Origin of the sequence: Arthrobacter sp. QXT-31, assembly GCF_001969265.1 — a bacterium.
Taxonomy (GTDB): domain Bacteria; phylum Actinomycetota; class Actinomycetes; order Actinomycetales; family Micrococcaceae; genus Arthrobacter.
Genome location: NZ_CP019304.1, coordinates 821,692 through 841,100, shown reverse-complemented (window position 1 = coordinate 841,100; position 19,409 = coordinate 821,692). Strand labels below are relative to the sequence as shown.

The window sequence follows — 19,409 nt, the reverse complement described above, 5'->3', positions numbered from 1 at the left end:
TTCTTCAGGAAGTACATGTCACTGCCGTTGTGGTAGCCCACAACGGCAGTGCTTATTTGCCCAGGACTCTTACAGCGCTGGCCTCGCAGACCCGGCCGGCGGACACCGTGATCGGGGTGGATACCGGCTCACAGGACACTTCGGCTGCGCTCCTGCAGCGCGCCCTCGGCGATGCCAACGTCACCACCGCCGATACCGGCAGGGCGGGGATGGGTACCGCCGTGCGGGCCGGTCTGGCCGCCCTGGCCCCATGGAAACCGCAGGGCACGCGCGACCGGTCCGAATGGATCTGGCTGCTGCACGATGACGCGGCGCCAGCGCCCGAGGCCCTTGCCGAACTGCTGCACGCTGTGGAGCGTGCCCCCTCCGTCACGGTTGCCGGCTGCAAGCAACTGGACTGGAACGCCAAACGGCGCCTGATCGACGTCGGGCTTTCCACCAGCCGCTGGGCCGAGCGGCTCACGCTGATCGAGGCGGACGAACTCGACCAGGGGCAGTACGACGGGCGTTCCGACACGTTCGCGGTCAACTCCGCCGGCATGCTGGTCAGGCGGGATATCTGGGAACATCTCAAAGGCTTTGACCCGGCGCTTCCCGGCACGGGCGACGACGTCGACTTCTGCTGGCGGAACCGGCTGGCCGGGCACCGCGTGGTGGTGGTTCCCAGCGCGAAAATGTTCCACGTCTCGCACCGGCCGCACGCCCTTGGCACCGCCTCCGCCGCGCGCCGGGCACAGGTGCACCTGCGGCTCAAGCACGCCCCGCTCTGGGCGCTGCCGCTGCACGCTGTGGGCGCGCTCCTTGGGAGCCTCCTCCGGCTGGTCTTCAGCATCGCCGTGAAGGACCCCGGGTACGGCTTTTCGCAGCTCCTGGCCACCGCCGCTGCCCTCGCCAGGCCCGCCGCCCTCGCCCGCGGGCGGCGCAACGCTGGCCGCACCCGCCGTGTCCGGCGCTCCGTGGTCAAGGCGCTGCAGACCGAACGGCGCGAAGTCTGGGGCCACCGGCGCTCCCTGATGGAAGCCCTCGGCGCGGACGACGCCCGGGCCACCGAGGACAGCAATGACCCGCTGGAGCAACAACCCAGCGGCGACTCGACGGACGACTTTGCAGCCCTGTCCACGAGCGAGCGGGGCTGGGTAGGCAACGGGGCCGTCGCCGCCGTGATCATTGCCGCCGCGGCGTCCTTCGCCGGCCTGGCCGCGCTTTTCCAGGCAGACGCCGCTGGAGGCGGGGCGCTCCTGCCGGTCTCTGCCCGGTTGGAGGACATCTGGCACCACGCCTCCAGCTGGTGGATCGGACTGGGCGCAGGACTTCCCGGCCACGGCGACCCGTTCGACTACGTCCTGTGGATCCTTGGCCTGCTGGGCGGCGGCAACGCGAACGGCGCCGTCGTCTGGCTGCTCCTGCTGGCCATGCCGCTCTCCGGACTGACTGCCTGGTTCGCTTCCGGAGCCCTGACCTCCTACCGCCGCTTCCGGCTGGCCGCTGCGCTGGTCTGGGCGGCGGCGCCGGCCCTGCAGGTGGCCGTCAACCAGGGGCGCGTCGGAGCGGTGCTGGTCCACCTCATGACGCCGCTGCTGGTCCTCGCGCTGCTGCGGGCCACCGGCTCCGCCGTCGGACGCGGCCGCTTCGCCCCGGTGCCGGCCGGCAGCCTCGCTGACCAGCCACCGGCCAAGCCCGGGGTCAACGGCACGCCGTCCTGGACGGCAGCCGCAGCTGCGGGGCTGGCGCTGGCGGTCATCACCGCCGCCGCACCGTCGCTCCTGCTGCCGGCCGCCGCCGTCATCATCCTCCTGAGCCTGCTGCTCCGGAAACGCGGACGCACGCTCTGGTGGGCGCTGCTGCCGAGTGCTGCACTGTTCGTCCCGTTTGCCCTGTCCACCCTGGACCGGCCCAGGGCGCTGCTTGCTGACCCCGGGCTGCCTCTGCCTTTCGAGGCCGCCCCGGTGTGGCAGCAGATCCTGGGCCAGCCGCTCAGTTTCGACCCCGCCGGCGGGCTTTCCGGGCTGGCGTTCTTTTCTGGCGGCTCCGTCCCGTGGGCGCTCCTGCTGGCCCTCCTGGTAGGGGTGCCGCTGCTTGCGCTGGCTGTTGCCGCGCTCTTCGTTCCGCTCCGGGTCCACCCGGACCGCCGGGGCCGTGTGGCCCGGGTCCTCTGGGCCGTGGCGCTGCTGGCGCTGGCCGGCGGCTGGCTGGCAGCCCATGTCGCCACCGGCGCCGGCGCGCAGGCCCTCGTGGTGCCGTTCACCGGTCCGACCGTCTCCGCCGCCGTTTTCGCGCTGCTCGCGGCAGCGGTCATCGGAGGCGACGGCCTGCTGACGCTTGCCGGCTCCGGTCCGGACAGCCAACTCCGTGCCCGGGGAACGCGTGGCGCTACCGCGGCCCGCGTCACTGCGGTGCTGGTCCTGGTGCTCCTGCTCGCCGGACCGCTGGCCGGGCTGGCGGCATGGACCGCGCAGAACGTGGTGCAGCCGGCCGATGCCACGGTGCAGGCCGGCACCGCCCACCTCGGAACGCCACGGCTCGTGGGTCCCACGGACCCGCGGGTGCTGCCCGCCACCGCGGTGGACCGCGGCGAGGGGCCGGAGCAGACCCGGACACTGCTGATCAGCACCGGCGAGGACGGAACCTACAGCGCCACCCTCATGCGCGGACGCGGCACCACACTGGACAGCCTCTCAGCCATCGCGGCGGCCCGGGACATCCTGGGCACACCCGGGCAGGAAGCGGTCCGCGACGACGACGAGGTCACCGCTGCGCTGCGCACCAGCGTGGCCACGCTGGTGGCTGCCCGCGGCGTCGACCCGCGGCCCGAACTGGAGCGGCTCGGCGTCGGATTCATCGTCCTGCGCGCCGCGGACACGGCGGCTCAGCTGACCGCCAGCCGGATGGACGCTGTTCCCGGGCTGACGGCCGTCGGGCCCACTGACTCCGGCTGGCTCTGGCGGGTGACACCGCTGAACGACGCCGTCCTGCAGCCCGCCGACGTCGCCCACCGAGTGCGCATCGTCGACAGCAAGGGTGCCACCATCGGGCTGGTCCGCTCGGATCTGACCGGCGCCCAGGCCGAGGTCCCCAAAGGACCTGAAGGCCGGCTGCTCGTGCTCGCCGAGCGGGCGGATCCCGGCTGGACCGCCTGGCTCGACGGCCGCAGACTGACGTCCACCACCTCCGGCTGGTCACAGGCCTTCACGCTGCCTCCGCAGGCCGGCCAGGTGACAGTCCGGTACGAAAGCCCCTGGGCCCTCTGGTCCGGCATCCTCCAGGCCGCCGTCATTGGCCTGACGGTCCTGCTGGCGCTGCCAATGCCGGCACGGCGCCCCAACACCGGCCTGTCCAGGGACGAAGGCGCCCTGCGTAAGGAATACCAGAATGCATGAGGAAGAGAACGACGGCGGAAAGGCTGCTAAGCGGGGCATCAGCCCGGCAGCCGGGGCTACCGAAAGCAAGGCGTCCGGGAGCCGGGCCGCAGGAAGCAAAGATCCCGGAAGCAAAGATGTCGGAAGCAAAGATGCCGAAAGCAAGGCGTCCGGTGGCCGGCCCGGCGGGGCCAGCCGCATAGGCGGCCGCCGCGGCGTGGCGGCCGGGCTGCTCTCCGGCGCCGTCATCCTTGCCGCCGGCGGGGGACTGGTTGCGGCAACAGCCCTGGCGCCGCAGCCGTCGTCAGCCCGGCCGCTCGGCGTGGCGGAAGCGGCCGTTCCGGCCGGAAGCGTCCAGGATGTCTGCCCTGCCCCGGCGCGGCTCCTCGAGGGAACCCCGGTGGGGACCGACCCCCAGTTCAGCCCCGAATCCGCCACCGCCAAAAGCTCTGTGTCCGCCCTGGTGGTCAGCTCGGCGGGCGGCAGTCTTCCCGGCAGTGCGCTTTCCGCGCTGAAGGGGTCGGAGCTGCAGCGGATTGCCAAGGCGCCCGGCTCGGCCACGGCTCCGGCCGGTTCCTCCGGATTGCTCGCCGCGGCCCTCGAAGGGGAAACCGTGGAAGACGTCAGCGTCCTGTCTGCGGACGCCCTGGCCAACCGGCAGCCTGCGGCGGCAGCACTCATGGCCTATACGGCGACGGACGGGGACCTCCAGGGCTCTGCAGCGGCCGCCTGCCAGACGCCGTCGAACGACCTATGGCTTAGCGGCGCCAACACAGCCCTGGGCCGCAGCAGCGTCCTCAACCTCACCAACGCTTCCACCACGCCCGCAACCGTGAACCTTGAGCTTTACGGGAAGGCCGGCCAGATCAAGGCCTCAGGCAGCCGCGGCCTGCTCGTGGGACCCAAGACGACCCGCTCCATCGTCCTGGCCGGTCTCGCGCCCGGTGAAGAACGGCTCAGCGTGCACGTCCGAAGCTCCGGCGGTCCGGTCAGCGGCTTCATCCAGCAGAGCGTGCTGCGCGGGCTGACCTCCGGCGGCGTCGATTTTATTGCGCCCGGGATATCCGCGGGTCCCTCCCAGGTGATGACGGGCATCGACATCCAGGACGCCGGGGACGTGAAGTCGCTGACCGGAGAATCCGGGTTCGACGACGCCGGCCCGTCGCTGCAGATCACCGTGCCAGGCCCGTCGGACGCCGTGGTGGAGGTCAAGCTGTTCGGCCGGGCCGGGCAGCAGGCACTCCCGGGAGGAGGCGTGGTCACCGCCAAAGCCGGCACCGTCACGGAGGTGCCACTGGCCGGAGTGCCCGCCGGCCAGTACACGGTCTCGGCCACCTCCGATGTCAGCATCGTGGCCGCGGCCCGGGTGAGCCGGGGTCTGAAGGCCGGCCAGAGCCTGGATTTCGCCTGGTCGCCCGCGTCCGCCCAGCTGGGCAGCCAGCACGTGGTCCCGCTTCCCCAGGGCGGGGAACGGCTGCTGGTTTTCGGAGCCCTTGATGACAGGGCGACCATTTCCTATACGCCGGTCACGGCCGACGGGAAACTCCGTACCGCGGCCACCGCGGACATCGCCGCCGGCACTACCACCGCCCTCAAGGCTGCCGACCGGATCGGGAACTCGGCCGTCGTCGGCTACCTGGTGTCCGCTTCCGGCGGTGCGGCCTACGGCACGGTGCTGCTGGAGCGGGAGGGCCGGAACGACATCTCCACGGTGGCCATAACCCCGGGCGCGGAGGGGCAGGAAAAAGTACCGGTGACGCTGGGCTACTAGCTGAGGTGCGCCCGGTTTTCAGGACCGGGCCCTGGTGTTTTCGGGCCGGCCGCCAGTAGCGCCGCGCTAGTAACGCCGGCGGTAGACGGGGTCCAGCGTTTCCGGGGCCACGCCGAGCATCTCGGCGGTGTGCTCCACCACCACATCATGCACCAGGTCCTGGAGCTCCTCCTTGACCGGGCAGGCCTGCTCAACCACGCGGCGGTACAACGTGATGATGGGCCCCTCATCCTCGGTGGCAGGGGTGTAGCAGCCCAGCGGCGCGGGTGAGCGCTCGGCCAGAAGCTGTTCGAGGTTTGGCGGGATCTCATCGACGGCGAACCGGACGCCGTCGAGGGGCTTGCCCCAGATGTCGTGTAGCCGCTGGGCGGAGTCCATCACGAATTCATCGAACCGGTCCGAGCGGCTCCGGTAACCGGGGAGGGTGGGCAGCAGCAGTTCGCCCCGCAGGCCGCGGCCGTGCCGGTTGCGCCGGCGCTGGACGAAGCTCCGGCCAGCAGGAACCCCGGCAGCGTCCCGGGGCGAATCCGGGTCAGCCAACCGGACCGTGAAACCCGAAGAGTGGTGCGATGACTGCATATACAGACTCTAGACCCGCCAAATGATTTGCGCGACATAACCGGACCGGAGCCCCGCCGTCGTGGCGCCGGCAGGCCCGCCGCCGTGGCGCGGGCCGCCGTCAATGTCGGGAAATCTGCCTGGGGCGGAGTATTCTGTGTTTTCGTGGGTGCAATACGTCAGTGTTCAAGATCAGCTTGCCGCCAGTCCGCGGTGGCCACGTTGACGTACGTCTACGCGGACTCCACCGCCGTCCTCGGCCCGCTGGCGACCTACGCGGAGCCGCACTGCTACGACCTCTGCGAGCAGCACGCCGGTTCGCTGACCGTGCCGCGCGGCTGGGAAGTGCTCCGCCTGGCCATGCCTTCGCAGCCGCCCCAGCCGGGTCCAGACGACCTTCTGGCCCTGGCCGACGCCGTCCGTGAGGCTGCATCCCGCCCGGCGTCCCCGGCCCCGGGTCAGCGCGCCGCCCACTCGGCGCTGGAGGCGCCCGCCGCAACGGAGGGCACCCGCCGCGGCCACCTGCGCATCCTGCGCGAACCCTCCTGATTCCGTGCGGACCATCCCCGGGAGCCGTCCCGGCCGTTCGCAAACCATCCTCGTACCGAACTGGCGGTAGGCTGGAAGCTGAATTCCGTCAGCCATCGCGCTTGTGCCCAGCAGGGAGCATCCACCATGCCAAAGATCAGTCCTGAACTGTTGTCCGTCCTGCGGTGCCCGGTCACCGGATCGGCCCTGACCCAGGAGGGCGAGGAACTCGTCTCAACGTCGGCGGCGGAGACCGGCGAGCGGGTCCGGTACGCCATCGAGGACGGCATCCCGCTGCTGCTTCCGCCGGAGCTTCGCGCCGCCGCAACGGCCGCCCGGTCGGACCAGCACGACGGCGGCCCCGCAGCGGCCGCCCCCACCGCCTAACACCCAGCCAGCACCGCACAAGGCTAGACGCCGGATACAGCAAAGGATTCCCATGACGTTCGATTACAAGGTTGCCGACATCTCCCTGGCCGAGGCCGGGCGCCACCAGATCCGCCTCGCCGAGCACGAGATGCCGGGCCTCATGTCGCTGCGCCGGGAATTCGGACCCAGCCAGCCCCTCAAGGGCGCCCGGATCGCCGGTTCGCTGCACATGACCGTGCAGACCGCAGTCCTCATCGAGACCCTCACCGCACTCGGTGCCGAGGTCCGGTGGGCCTCCTGCAACATCTTCTCCACGCAGGACGAGGCCGCTGCCGCCGTCGTGGTGGGCGCCGGCACCGTGGAAGACCCGCAGGGCGTTCCCGTGTTTGCCTGGAAGGGCGAAACGCTGGAGGAATACTGGTGGACGGCTGAGCAGATCCTCACCTGGCCGGGTGCCGACGCGAACCCTGAGCTGGGCCCCAACATGATTCTCGACGACGGCGGCGACGCCACGCTGCTGCTGCACCGCGGCGTGGAATTCGAGGCTGCCGGCGCCGTTCCCGCCCCGGCAGCCAACGACCCCGAGGAATACGGGATCGTCCTGGACGTCCTGCGCCGGACCCTGGCCGAGGACCCGAAGAAGTGGACCCGCCTCGCGGCCGGCATCCACGGCGTCACCGAGGAGACCACCACCGGCGTGCACCGCCTGTACCAGCTCGCCGAACAGGGCAAGCTGCTCTTCCCGGCGATCAACGTCAACGACTCCGTGACGAAGAGCAAGTTCGACAACAAGTACGGCATCCGGCACTCCCTTCCGGACGGCCTCAACCGGGCCACCGACGTCCTCATGGGCGGCAAGGTCGCCGTCGTCTGCGGCTACGGCGATGTGGGCAAGGGCGCCGCCGAGGCACTCCGCGGCCAGGGAGCCCGCGTGATCGTCACCGAAATCGACCCCATCTGTGCGCTGCAGGCAGCCATGGACGGCTACCAGGTGGCCAAGCTGGAGAGTGTCCTGGACCAGGGCGACATTTTCATCACCACCACGGGCAACAAGGACGTCATCATGGCCGAGCACATGGCGGGCATGAAGAACAAGGCCATCGTGGGCAACATCGGCCACTTCGACAACGAGATCGACATGGCCGGCCTCGCCCGGATCCCCGGGATCCGCAAGGTCGAGATCAAGCCCCAGGTCCACGAATGGGTCTTCGGCGGCGACTCGGCAGACGACGCGCGGTCCATCATCGTCCTGTCCGAAGGGCGTCTGCTGAACCTGGGCAACGCCACCGGCCACCCGTCGTTCGTGATGAGCAACTCGTTCGCCAACCAGACCATCGCCCAGATCGAACTGTTTACCAAGAAGGACCAGCCCGAAGGCGAGCGGGAATACGAAAAGCAGGTCTACGTACTGCCCAAGATCCTGGACGAGAAGGTCGCGCGGCTTCACCTCGACGCCCTCGGCGTTGAACTGACCGAGCTGTCCAAGGACCAGGCCGACTACCTGGACGTGGACGTGGCCGGCCCGTTCAAACCGGATCACTACCGCTACTGACAGTCACCGGCTACGGCGCGCCCTCCACCCTGGCAGCCCGGCGCGCCGTGGCCGCCGGGTCAGGCGCAGCACTGCCGTGCGATAAAATTGGCTGGTCAGCGTTACCGCTGGGCACACGGACGGATGCCGATCGGCAGCCCGGTGGGACACGGAGAAACCAGTCATGACGGAAAAGAACAACCGGAAAACCGGCAAAATCATCGCCGTCGTCGCCATTTGCGCTGCGGTTGCTGCCGGCGGAATCGGCGTCGCCACCGCCCCTGGCTGGGCAAACCCCACACCCCAATCCGAGGCCTCCAGCCCGGTCCGCAATGAACCGGGCCTCGCCAGCCCGGTGGTCAAGGCTGTGGAACTGGGCGTGACTCCGCTCGACGGCGCCAAGGGCGTCAATCCCGCGGTGGCGCCCTCAGTGAAGGCCGTCAACGGCCGCGTTCAGGACGTTGTGCTGGTGCCGGCCGCCGGGGGAGAGCCCGTCCAAGGCACTGTGAGCGCCGACGGCAGCACGTGGACGGCCGTGGACCCGCTGCAGTTCAACACACCCTACAGCTACAGCTACACCATCGTGGATGAGGCGGGCCGGGAGACCAAGAAGGCCCAGACCTTCACCACCGTGGAGCCCGCCAATGAAGCGGACGCCGCCGTGTACCCCGAGAACGGCTCCACCGTCGGCGCAGGGCAGCCGATCGACATCGTGTTCAGTGAGCCCGTCACCAACAAGGCCGCGGTGGAAAAGGCCGTCAAGATCAGCGTCTCCTCCAAGCAGCCCGTCGCCTGGCACTGGTACTCGGACCAGAAGGCCCGCATCCGCCCCGAGAAGTTCTGGGCGTCCAACAGCCAGGTCACCGTGGACATGAAGCTCTTCGGGGTGGACTTCGGCAACGGCATGATCGGCAACTTCAACGCCAAGGTGCAGTTCAAGGTGGGCCAGCAGCGCCTCGCCGTGGTGGACGACAACACCAAGACCATGAAGGTTTACTTCGACGGCAAACTGGTCAGGACCGCCCCCGTCACCCTGGGCGGGTCCGACTGGCTTTCCCCGACCGGCTACGCCGTGATCATGGAGCAGGAGCGGCATTCCAAGTTCAACGCGGGAAGCATCGGCCTGAAGCCGGGCGACAAGGGTTACTACCCGCCGCTGACCGTGGAGTACGCGAACAGGCTCACGTCCTCCGGCGTGTATGTCCACCAGGCGCTCCAGTCGGCGTGGGGCTCGGTGGGCGTTGCGAACGTCTCCCACGGCTGTGTCGGGCTGCTGCCCGCGGATGCTGCCTGGTTCTTCAACAACATGAAGTCCGGCGACGTCGTCCAGGTCCTGAACACGGGCGCCCCGCCGGTCGAGCCGCTCGAGGGCTACGGCGACTGGAACATTCCCTGGGCCCAGTACGCCAAGCGCTAGGGCTCTTCGCCAAACGCTGGCCTGCTGTGCCGGGGGTGACCGGGCGCTTCAGGTCTCCCGCCCCGCTGTGAACGGCAGCCGGTGAAGCCGTTCACCGATCCGGTTGCTTTGCGCCCGTGCCGCACTAAGACGGCGCAGTTCGCGCGTGCGCCGTTCGGCCAGCACGGCAGCGAGGTAGTCGTCGGGAGTGGTACCGGGCGGCGGGGACGGGGCCACATATCCGGACATTTCGGTGGCGAGGGCTGCCGCCATGCCGCTGCGGGACAGCGGGGACATCCGCGGAGCCTGGCGCATGAACTGCGCGGCCCGGCGGCCCAGTGCATCCGGAATCCGGCCGATGTCCGCCGCTCCCGCCCAGGCAGCGAGGTGCCGCGGGGCGAGGGGGACGATGGCCGGTTCCACCGGAACCCGGCGACGCAGCGAGTAGGTGCCGGCCACGATGTCCCCCAGCCGGCGGGACCTGCCGTCGAAGAGGGCGACGGCGATCGCAACACCGCCGAAGGTCAGGTAGATCTCCAGGAAGCCGATCAGCGCCCGGATGACAGCGTGGCGGAACCGGATGGCCCCGCCGTCGTCACGTACTATCCTCAGGCCGGCCGCCAGTTTCCCCAGCGAGAGGCCGCGGGTCAGGGTCTCCACGGTGGCCGGAACAATGACGAAGCACAACACCACGCTGACCAGGGTGAGCGCCCCGGCAGCGGCGGCGTCCAGCTCATCGCGGGCGGCGCCCACCGCCGTCAGTATGCCTATCAGCAGCGCGGACTGCACCACGACGTCGAGCACCAGGCCGAGGGCGCGGGCAGCGAAAGTCGCCGGGCGGAGCTCAAGGACGACTGCCTCGCCTGTGATGAGTGGAGTCAATTCCTGCCCCGTACGTTGATCGGCCACCGGTCGCCTAAAGTCTATTCCCCGCAGGCTAGGGTAGGAGCGTGGACATGGACGCCTTCTCCGCCGTCAACTCGGACACCTGGTCGCGCCTGCATGACCTGGCGAACAAGCGGCGCCTGAGCGGGGCCGACGCCGATGAGCTGCTGCGCCTGTACCAGGTGACCTCCGCCCACCTCTCCCTGCTGCGCTCCACCGGGCCGGAGAGCGGGCTGTCGGCGTCCCTGTCCGCCTCCCTGGCGCAGGCACGGACCCGCTTCACCGGTGCCCGGTCGAACTTCATGGAAGACCTGGCGCAGTTTTTCGTTCTGGCGCTTCCGGCCGCCCTGTACCGGATCCGGTGGCTGACCGTGGCCTGCGGCGCCGCGTTCTGCCTTGTTGGCTTCGCCTACGCCCTCTGGATCGGCACCTCGCCCGAGGCCCTGCGCGCTGTCGCCTCGGAAGCGGAGGTCCAGCGGTACGTGACAGAGGACTTCATCGACTATTACTCGGAGAATCCTGCAGCGTCGTTTGCCGGGGCCGTCTGGACCAACAACGCCTGGATCAGTGCCCAGGCGGTGGCCCTGGGCATCACCGGATTCTGGGTGCCGATGATCCTGTTCACCAATGCCCAGGGGGTGGGGGTTGCCGCCGGGATGTTTGCTGCGGTGGGCAAGACCGACGTGTTTTTCAGCTACATCCTGCCGCACGGGCTGATGGAGCTGACGGCGGTGTTCGTGGCCTGTGCTGCCGGATTGCGGATCTTTTGGGCCATGGTGTCGCCGGGCGCCCGGACCAGGTCCCGCGCCGTCGCGGCAGAGGGACGATCCATGATCACGGTGGCGCTTGGCCTGGTCCTGGTGCTCTTCGTCTCCGGCCTCGTGGAGGGCTTCGTAACGCCCAGCACCTTGCCGGTGTGGGCGAAAATCAGTATCGGTGCGGCGGTGCTGGCCGCATACTGGTTGTATGTGCTGGTCTGCGGGGCACGGGCCTACCGCAGCGGAGCCCGGGGCGACCTGGGCAGCCAGGACGCCGGCCATACAGAACTTGCAGCATGATTATGACTGCCGGCCGATAATTCCCGCAGGCGGCGGGGTGGCACATCGCGGTGCCGGAGTGGCTGACGGTAGGCTCTTGGGGAGATACGAAGCGCTGCCTGGCCCCGGTTTATCCCGGTACGACAGTGCGTGGACGCCTACGGAAGTGAAGCTGCAGTGAAAGACAATTCTCCGACCCCGTCCGGACGCCTTGATCCGCGGCTGGATCCGGCGGCGAGCCCTGCGCTGGATCCCGCGGAGGACACCGACGAGCCGGCGTTTGAATGGATGAAGCCGGCCCCTGCAGCCCGTGCCGCCGAGGGGGACGGGGCCAGCCCCTCTGCAGCACGTCCGGAGGAAGCTTCAGCCGGAGCCCAGCCGGAAAGCCGTGCCGACCGCAAGGCTGCGGAGGCGGCGGCCGCCGAAAACGCTGAAAAAGACCAGGATGCGGCAGCAGACCGGAACACCGGGTCCGGCAGCAGCGCGGCGGCGGACAGGCCGGCCCGGGCTGGATCCGCGCTCGCGGGCGCCCACTTCAGCGAACCAAAGCCGACCAGTGAACCAAAGCCGACCAGTGAACCAAAGCCGTACAGCGAACCAAAGCCGTACAGCGAACCAAAGCCTTTCAGTGAACCACTGCCTACGTCCGCCCTCCAGGTCCGCCCGCCCGAGGAGGAAGTGGAACGCCGGAACGCCGAACGCGAGCAGGCGGCCAGGGCCAAGCCGGTGCTGCCCCGTTTCCTCCAGGTCCTGCTGGCCATTTTCTATCCCATAATCCTCCTGGTCCTGGCCGTGCGCGCCGTGACCAGCCCGCTCTTCCTCTGGGCCGAGTACCACCGGCCCGGTTTCCCCGGCGACGGCTACGGATTCAACTCGGACGACCGCATGACCTACGGCTCCTACGCCGTGGACTACCTGAGCAACTGGTCCGGTCCGCGCTACCTGGGCGAACTGGTTAACCGCAGCGGCGAAAAGCTGTTCAAGGACGGCGAGGTCAGCCACATGGCCGACGTGAAGCTCGTCATCCTGTCCGCGTTTGGAGCCGGTGCCCTGCTCATCCTGATCAGCATCATCGCCATCATCTACCTGCGGCGCCGCACCCCCGGGGGAGTGCGCCGGGGTCTGTTTGCCGGCTCCATTGTGACGCTGGTGCTCATCATCGGCCTGGGCACGCTGGCCGTCCTCGGCTGGCAGCAGTTCTTCACCGAGTTCCACCGCATCTTCTTCGCCGCCGGCTCCTGGACATTTGCGCTGGAGGATACGCTGATCCGGCTCTTCCCCGGCCAGTTCTGGATTGACGCCGGCCTGGTCATCGCCGCGCTGGTCCTGGTTACGGCCGTGGTGACGCTGATCCTGACCTGGCCCACCCGCAGGCGTCGCGGACTGGCTCCCGTCCGGAAGGGGCGCAAAGGGGAAAAAGCGGAGGATGAAGCCGGCGCCGATGACTCTCCGGAGCCGGCCACCGTACGGCCCGCCAACCTGTAGCGGTCCCGCGGCGACGCCTGTTAGCCGTACAGCTGCGTTTAGCCGTACAGCTGCCCGATTTCTGCCTCAAAATCCTTGACGACGGCGGCCCTCTTGAGTTTGAGGGAGGGCGTCAGGTGGCCTGACTCCACGGAGAAGGCGGCGTCCAGGACCCGGAACTTGCGGATGGACTCTGCCTTGGAGACGAGGCTGTTGGCACCGTCCACCGCTTCCTGGATGGCACTGCGCACGGCGGGATCGGCGCAGGCCTCGGCGGATCCTGGCACGGGAACGCCGCGCTCCCTGCACCAGTGCTCGAGGCCCTCCGGATCCAGGGTGACCAGGGCAGAGACGAACGGCTTTCCGTCACCCACCACCACGGCGTGGCCCACGAGCCGGTGTTCGCGGATTTTCTCCTCGAGCGGTCCGGGGGCGACGTTCTTGCCGGCGGCAGTGACCAGCAGGTCCTTCTTGCGCCCGGTGATGGTGAGGAACCCGTCGGCGTCGAGGGATCCGAGGTCCCCGGTGCGGAAGAAGCCATCGGTGAACGCCTCGGCGTCAGCCGCCGCATTGGCGTGGTATCCCTTGAACACGCCGATGCCCCTGGCCAGGACTTCGCCGTCCTCGGCAATGCGGATGGTTGTGCCCGGCGCCGGGATGCCCACCGTGCCCACCCGGGTCAGGCCTGCGGTGTTCACTGTGCATGGCGCCGTGGTCTCTGTCAGGCCGTAGCCCTCGAGCACGGTGATCCCCGCACCCCTGAAGAAGTGTGCGTCGCGCGCATTCAGCGGGCTTGCCCCGGAAACGGCGTACTTCATGCTGCCGCCGAACACCTGGCGCAAGCGGGGATAGACGAGGCGGTCGAACAGCGCGTGCTGTGCCCGCAGGGCCACGCCAGGGCCGCCGCCCTCGCCCCGTGCAACGGAATCCAGCGCTTCCGAGTACCGGACCGCCACCCGGGAGGCTGCAGTGAACAGCCGCGACTTCCCGGCGTCCTTCGCCTTCTGTTCCGCCCCGGCGCGGATCTTCTCGAAGATGCGGGGCACAGCCAGCAGGAAGGTGGGTTTGAAGGTGCGCAGGTCATCAAGGAGCTGCGCGTTTCCCGAGGTGTGGCCGAGCGTCACTCCGGCCGTGAGGCAGACCACCTGAACCGCCCGGGCCAGCACGTGGGCCAGCGGCAGGAACATCAGGGTCCTGGCGTTCTCCTGCTGCAGCAGCTCGGGAAGGAAGGCCACGATGTTCCTGGCCACGAGGGCAAAGTTCCCGTGCGTGATCTCGCAGCCCTTGGGCCGGCCGGTGGTGCCGGAGGTGTAGACGAGGGAGGCCACGTCCGAGAGCGCAGCGGCCGAGCGGTGCCGCTCCAGTTCGGCGTCCGTCACCCCGGCCCCCGCGGCGGCGAGGCTGGCAAGGTTGGGGGCATCGCCGTCGTAATCCATCCGGACCACCGGCACCAGGCGGCCGGCCAGGACGCTGGAGGCCGCCAGGACCTGCTCCAGCAGCCCCGCCTTCTGGCGGTCCTCCACGAAAACACGGCCGGCACCGGAGTCGGACAGGATCCACTCCACCTGGCTCGCCGAGGAGGTTTCGTAGATGGGGACGGTCACGCCCCCGGCAAACCAGATGGCAAAATCCACCAGCGTCCACTCATAACGGGTGGCGGAGAGGACGGCGACGGTGTCCCCGGGTGCCAGACCGCCGGCTATGAGTCCTTTGGCCAGCGCGGTGACCTGGTCCAGGAAATGCCCGGCTGTGATGTTCTGCCAGCCACTGGCGTCCCGGCGGGCGTAGACGGCGTGTGAAGGATTGTTCCGGTAGCAGTCCAGGAGCAGGTCGGTGACGTTGCTGCTGTCCTCCAGCGCAACCATCAGTTCCGTGCTTGCTTCCCTCACAGGCGGGTCTCCATTTCGTCGATCGTCACGTCCGGGTTCCACCTGCAATCGTGCCTCAGATCCAGGAAGGCATCCACATTCTGAGCCGCCAGTCCTGGTACGTGATCATCTCGGCAGTCCAGACGGGGTAGAAGAAGGCCGAAACCAGCACGGCGGCCACCAGGAACAGGGCAACGCCGTACAGTCCGGAGCGCCGGCGCCACGGCGGATCGGTGCTTTTCCCCAGCACCAGGCCCAGGCAGTACACGAGAGCCAGGACCAGGAAAGGCTCGAAGGACACCGCGTAGAAGAAGAACATGGTGCGTTCCGGGTACATGAACCACGGCAGGTAGCCGGAAGCGACGGCGGCCAGTACGGCGCCGGCGCGCCAGTCGCGCCTGCCGGCCCACCAGAACAGCAGGACCACGAGTGAGATGGCGGCGCTCCACCAGATCAGCGGGTTGCCGACGGACAGGATGGCCGAAGTGCAGGTGGCGAAGTCGCAGCCCGGGGTGCCCTGCTTGGGGGACTCGTAGAAGAACGAGGTGGGCCTGCCCATCACCAGCCAGCTCCAGGCACTCGCCTCGTACGGATGCTCGGAGCTGAGCCCCTGATGGAACTTGTAGGCCTCAAGGTGGTAGTGGGCCAGGGACCGCACCGGGTCCGGCAGCCAGCCCCATTCCGCACTGGGGTTCGTCTCCGCCCACCGCCGGTAGTAGGCATCCGTGGAGCGGAACCATCCGGTCCAGCTGGCGGCGTAGGTCACGGCGGCCACGGGCACCATGCTGACGAAGGCCAGGAGCCCGTCCTTGATGATCCCGGCGCTGATCCAGCCTCGGATGCCGGCGATGCGGCGCGCGCTCAGGTCCCAGAACACCGTCAGGAGCCCGAAGCCGGCCAGGAAGAACAGTGCCGACCACTTCGTGCCGACGGCCAGGCCCAGGCAGATGCCCGCCACGACCCGCCACCAGCGGACGCCCAGCCACGGCCCGGACAGCAGCTGCAGCGTGGATGGCCTGCCGGTGGGCGAGGCCGCCGCCTGCCTGCCGAGCCTTGCAGCCAGCCGGCGCCGGCCGTCGTCGCGGTCCAGCAGCAGGGCGCCGAACGCCGCCAGGAGCCAGAACATCAGGAAGATGTCCAGCAGCGACGTGCGGGACAGGACGAGGTGATGCCCGTCGACGGCGAGCAGCAGCCCGGCAGCCGCACCAAGGACCAGCGAGCCGAAGAGTTTCTGGGCGATCAGCGCGAGAAGGGCGACGGACAGGGTGCCGGTCAGCGCGGCGGCGAACCGCCAGCCGAAGGGGTTGTCCGCCCCGAACAGCCACATGCCTGCAGCAATCATCCATTTGCCGACGGGCGGGTGGACCACATACTCGGGGGTGTCCAGCAGCACGTTGGGGTTGCCGGCAATGAAGGCGTCGTTGGCCTTGTCCGGCCAGCTGCGCTCATAGCCGCTCACCAGCAGCGAATAGCCGTCCTTGACGTAGTACGTCTCGTCGAACACGAGGCTGCGCGGGACATCCAGCCGGACGAATCTCAGGATCCCTCCCACCGCTGCCGTCAGGGCGGGAATCAGCCAGAACCACAGCCGGAGCGACGGCGGGTAGTCCCGCCAGGTCCGGATGCCGCCGATCAGGCGCCGGGTGAGGGCATCTGCCGTGAATGCTTCCGAGGGACGGCTGATCCAGCGCTTCCCGTGCGGACCGCGGCCTTCCGTGGGGGGTGCAGAAGGCGGGGTGCTTGTTGGTTCGGCCCCGTCAGGCCGCACGGAGGTCTGCGTCACGAGCCCATGCTACCGTTTGCGGCTTGGCAGACCGGTTTGGGGAACCGTTTGGGGGAACGGCCCGGGAGCTGGCCGGGCCGCAGTAGGCTGGATCCGTGGACCAAGAACCGAGCACCGCCCCTGACAGCAGTTCCGACCCGTCCGGCAACGCAAACGCTTCCGGCAGTTCAGAACCGGCCGCGGGCACAGCCGGACGGAGGGAACAGGACCTTCGCGGCGGCGGCCCGGGGCGGATCGTCCTGGCGGCAACACCCATCGGCAACGTGGGCGACGCCTCCTCCCGGCTGGTGGAGCTGCTGGCGACGGCGGACATCGTGGCGGCCGAGGACACCCGGCGGCTGCACCGCCTCGTGCAGAGCCTGGATGTCGCCGTGAGCGGGCGCATCATCAGCTACCACGAGCACAACGAGGCCACCAAGACCGCCGAACTCCTGGAACAGGTCCGCTCCGGAAAAACACTTGTCATGGTCACCGACGCCGGCATGCCCGCAGTCTCCGACCCCGGCTTCCGGCTGGTCGAAGGTGCCGTGGCCGCCGGCCTCACGGTCACGGCCGTCCCCGGCCCGTCAGCCGTCCTTACCGCCCTGGCTCTGTCCGGCCTGCCCACCGACAGGTTCTGTTTCGAAGGGTTCCTGCCGCGGAAGGCCGGCGAACGGGCTGCCAGGCTTGCGGATCTCGACGCCGAACGCCGCACCATGGTCTTCTTCGAGGCACCGCACCGGCTCGAGGCCATGCTGCGGGCGCTGCACGAGCGCTTCGGCCCGGACCGGCGTGCGGCGGTCTGCCGGGAACTGACCAAGACCTACGAGGAAGTCCTCCGCGGCTCACTGCGGGAAATGCTGCAGTGGGCAGAGGCCAATGAGGTGCGCGGAGAAATCGCCGTCGTGGTGGCGGGCGCGCCGGAGCGGGCGCCCGGATCCCCGGAGGACGGCGTCGCCGCCGTCAACGAACTGGTGGCCAAGGGCGTCCGGCTTAAGGAAGCCGTGGCCGCCGTTGCCGAAGAGACCCGGGTAAGCAAACGGGAACTGTACTCCGCCGTGCTCGCTGCCCGGTGATTTACAGCTCCTTCGGGGCCTCTTTGCCCGCCGCTGGCGGGGAGGAGAGCGGCTGTGCAGCTGCACAACGTATGGCCGGACGGGCAGTGCGGGGATGCGTAGACACTGCCGAGACGCGGGCAGTACCGTGGCATTAATCCAGCCAAGCAAGCAGCGGGCGGCAGGCGGCGGCAAGCCGCGTGCAGGAGCTGCACATAACCGGCAATCCGATTGCTGACGAGGGAGTCACCGTGTCTGTTACTACACAGTCCACCGCTACCGCAGAACGCGAAAGCGAATTGCTCGCGTCTGTTCCCACCGGCCTGCTCATCAACGGCGAGTGGCGTCCCGCGGCGTCGGGCAAGACGTTCGACGTCGAGGATCCCGCCACCGGGAAGGTGCTGCTGAGCATCGCCGATGCCGGCGCCGAGGACGGTGCTGCTGCACTTGATGCCGCCTCCGCTGCCCAGGAGTCCTGGGCGAAGGTGCCGCCGCGGGAGCGCGGCGAGATCCTGCGCCGGGCCTTTGAACTGGTCACCGAGCGGGCTGAGGACTTCGCTCTGCTGATGACCCTGGAAATGGGCAAGCCGCTCGCAGAAGCCCGCGGCGAAGTCACCTACGGCGCCGAGTTCCTGCGCTGGTTCTCGGAGGAAGCCGTCCGCGCGTTCGGCCGCTACTCCGTCTCCCCGGACGGCAAGTCCCGCCTGCTGGTGACCAAGAAGCCGGTGGGCCCGTGCCTGCTGATCACGCCGTGGAATTTCCCGCTGGCCATGGCCACGCGCAAGATCGCCCCTGCCGTCGCGGCCGGCTGCACCATGGTGCTCAAGCCCGCCAACCTGACGCCCCTGACCTCCCACCTCTTCGCCGCCGTGATGCAGGAAGCGGGCCTGCCGGCGGGTGTCCTGAACGTCATCAGCACCACCAGTGCAGGCGCCACCACCGGCCCGCTGATCAAGGACCAGCGCCTGCGCAAGCTCTCCTTCACCGGCTCCACCGAGGTGGGCCGCCGCCTGCTGTCCGATGCTTCGGAGACGGTGCTGCGCACCTCGATGGAGCTCGGCGGCAACGCCCCGTTCGTGGTGTTCGAGGACGCCGACGTCGATGCCGCTGTCGCCGGTGCCATGCTGGCCAAGCTGCGGAACATGGGCGAGGCCTGCACCGCCGCGAACCGCTTCATCGTGCACGAATCCGTCGCGGACGAGTTCGCGGAGAAGTTCGCCGCGAAGATGAAGGAAATGACCACCGCCCGTGGCACCGAGCCCGAGTCCAAGGTCGGCCCGCTCATTGACGCGAAGAGCCGGGACAAGGTCCACGAACTGGTCACCGACGCCGTCTCCTCCGGCGCCACCGCCGTGCTCGGCGGCGCCCCGGTCGAGGGGCCCGGCTACTTCTACCAGCCCACCATCCTCAAGGGCGTCACCGAGGGGACCCGGATCCTGGCCGAGGAGATCTTCGGCCCCGTCGCCCCGATCATTACGTTCTCGTCCGAGGACGAGGCCGTGCGCCTGGCCAACAACACCGAATACGGGCTGGTGGCCTACGTCTTCACGAAGGACCTCAACCGGGGCATCCGGATGGGCGAGCGGCTCGAGACCGGCATGCTCGGCCTGAACGCCGGCGTCGTCTCCAACGCCGCAGCGCCGTTCGGCGGCGTCAAGCAGTCCGGCCTGGGCCGTGAAGGCGGCCTGGAAGGCATTGAGGAATACCTCTACACGCAGTACATCGGCATCGCCGACCCCTACGCCGGCTAGGTTTATCCCGGGCTAAGAAAGAAACGCACCTGCAGCAGGAAACCTGCTGCAGGTGCGTTTCTTTGCGTTAGACCGGCC

Annotated in this window: 14 protein-coding genes; 10 read left to right on the top strand and 4 right to left on the bottom strand. The window is 69.0% G+C overall.

The annotated features are described in order from the left end of the window. Nucleotides 1-29: 29 nt before the first annotated feature. Both BWQ92_RS03820 and BWQ92_RS03815 read left to right on the top strand, forming a co-directional pair. Nucleotides 30-3,377: a glycosyltransferase family 2 protein gene (locus BWQ92_RS03820; protein ID WP_076798363.1), complete on the top strand. Its 3,348-nt coding sequence runs from the start codon at nucleotides 30-32 to the stop codon at nucleotides 3,375-3,377. Then, nucleotides 3,370-5,127, top strand: a complete 1,758-nt coding sequence (locus BWQ92_RS03815; RefSeq protein ID WP_083706208.1) for a DUF5719 family protein — start codon at nucleotides 3,370-3,372, stop codon at nucleotides 5,125-5,127. Before BWQ92_RS03820 ends, BWQ92_RS03815 begins: the two co-directional genes overlap by 8 nt. Before the next feature lie 66 nt (nucleotides 5,128-5,193). Here the strand turns inward: BWQ92_RS03815 and BWQ92_RS03810 are convergent, their stop codons facing one another. Beyond that, a complete protein-coding gene (locus BWQ92_RS03810) occupies nucleotides 5,194-5,706 on the bottom strand; it encodes a metallopeptidase family protein (protein WP_076798362.1) in 513 nt (170 codons plus the stop codon). Between the two features lie 144 nt (nucleotides 5,707-5,850). Between BWQ92_RS03810 and BWQ92_RS03805 the strand changes: the two genes are divergently transcribed. The 4 genes from BWQ92_RS03805 (at nucleotide 5,851) to BWQ92_RS03790 (ending at nucleotide 9,530) form a co-directional block, all read left to right on the top strand. Beyond that, nucleotides 5,851-6,234 carry a DUF3499 domain-containing protein gene (locus BWQ92_RS03805; RefSeq protein WP_043417629.1) on the top strand — a complete coding sequence of 128 codons (384 nt, stop codon included), beginning with the start codon at nucleotides 5,851-5,853 and terminating at the stop codon, nucleotides 6,232-6,234. Nucleotides 6,235-6,360: 126 nt separating this feature from the next. Beyond that, entirely contained in the window at nucleotides 6,361-6,600 is a 240-nt protein-coding gene (locus BWQ92_RS03800) for a Trm112 family protein (protein ID WP_076798361.1), read from the top strand. A 52-nt stretch (nucleotides 6,601-6,652) separates the two neighbouring features. Further along, nucleotides 6,653-8,134, top strand: coding sequence for an adenosylhomocysteinase (gene ahcY / locus BWQ92_RS03795; RefSeq protein WP_076798360.1), 1,482 nt, complete (start codon nucleotides 6,653-6,655; stop codon nucleotides 8,132-8,134). A gap of 163 nt (nucleotides 8,135-8,297) precedes the next feature. Then, a complete protein-coding gene (locus BWQ92_RS03790) occupies nucleotides 8,298-9,530 on the top strand; it encodes a L,D-transpeptidase (RefSeq protein WP_076798359.1) in 1,233 nt (410 codons plus the stop codon). Nucleotides 9,531-9,578: 48 nt separating this feature from the next. Here BWQ92_RS03790 and BWQ92_RS03785 read toward each other — a convergent pair whose 3' ends face one another. Beyond that, nucleotides 9,579-10,391 (bottom strand): RDD family protein, encoded by an 813-nt coding sequence (locus tag BWQ92_RS03785; protein WP_076798358.1) that lies wholly within the window; start codon nucleotides 10,389-10,391, stop codon nucleotides 9,579-9,581. A gap of 68 nt (nucleotides 10,392-10,459) precedes the next feature. Between BWQ92_RS03785 and BWQ92_RS03780 the strand changes: the two genes are divergently transcribed. Beyond that, nucleotides 10,460-11,452: a stage II sporulation protein M gene (locus tag BWQ92_RS03780; RefSeq protein WP_216359120.1), complete on the top strand. Its 993-nt coding sequence runs from the start codon at nucleotides 10,460-10,462 to the stop codon at nucleotides 11,450-11,452. Nucleotides 11,453-11,608: 156 nt separating this feature from the next. Next, nucleotides 11,609-12,916: a TIGR01906 family membrane protein gene (locus BWQ92_RS03775; protein WP_076798356.1), complete on the top strand. Its 1,308-nt coding sequence runs from the start codon at nucleotides 11,609-11,611 to the stop codon at nucleotides 12,914-12,916. A gap of 38 nt (nucleotides 12,917-12,954) precedes the next feature. Here the strand turns inward: BWQ92_RS03775 and BWQ92_RS03770 are convergent, their stop codons facing one another. Both BWQ92_RS03770 and BWQ92_RS03765 read right to left on the bottom strand, forming a co-directional pair. After that, a complete protein-coding gene (locus BWQ92_RS03770; protein WP_076798355.1) occupies nucleotides 12,955-14,784 on the bottom strand; it encodes an AMP-dependent synthetase/ligase in 1,830 nt (609 codons plus the stop codon). A gap of 55 nt (nucleotides 14,785-14,839) precedes the next feature. Further along, on the bottom strand, nucleotides 14,840-16,546 hold the full coding sequence (locus tag BWQ92_RS03765) for a dolichyl-phosphate-mannose--protein mannosyltransferase (RefSeq protein ID WP_076798354.1): 1,707 nt from the start codon (nucleotides 16,544-16,546) through the stop codon (nucleotides 14,840-14,842). Between the two features lie 233 nt (nucleotides 16,547-16,779). Between BWQ92_RS03765 and rsmI the strand changes: the two genes are divergently transcribed. Together rsmI and BWQ92_RS03755 are read left to right on the top strand one after the other, a co-directional pair. Then, complete coding sequence (rsmI, locus tag BWQ92_RS03760) at nucleotides 16,780-17,601, top strand: 16S rRNA (cytidine(1402)-2'-O)-methyltransferase (protein WP_076803493.1); 822 nt, start codon at nucleotides 16,780-16,782, stop codon at nucleotides 17,599-17,601. Between the two features lie 230 nt (nucleotides 17,602-17,831). Further along, nucleotides 17,832-19,331: an NAD-dependent succinate-semialdehyde dehydrogenase gene (locus tag BWQ92_RS03755; protein ID WP_076803492.1), complete on the top strand. Its 1,500-nt coding sequence runs from the start codon at nucleotides 17,832-17,834 to the stop codon at nucleotides 19,329-19,331. The last annotated feature ends 78 nt before the right edge of the window (nucleotides 19,332-19,409 follow it).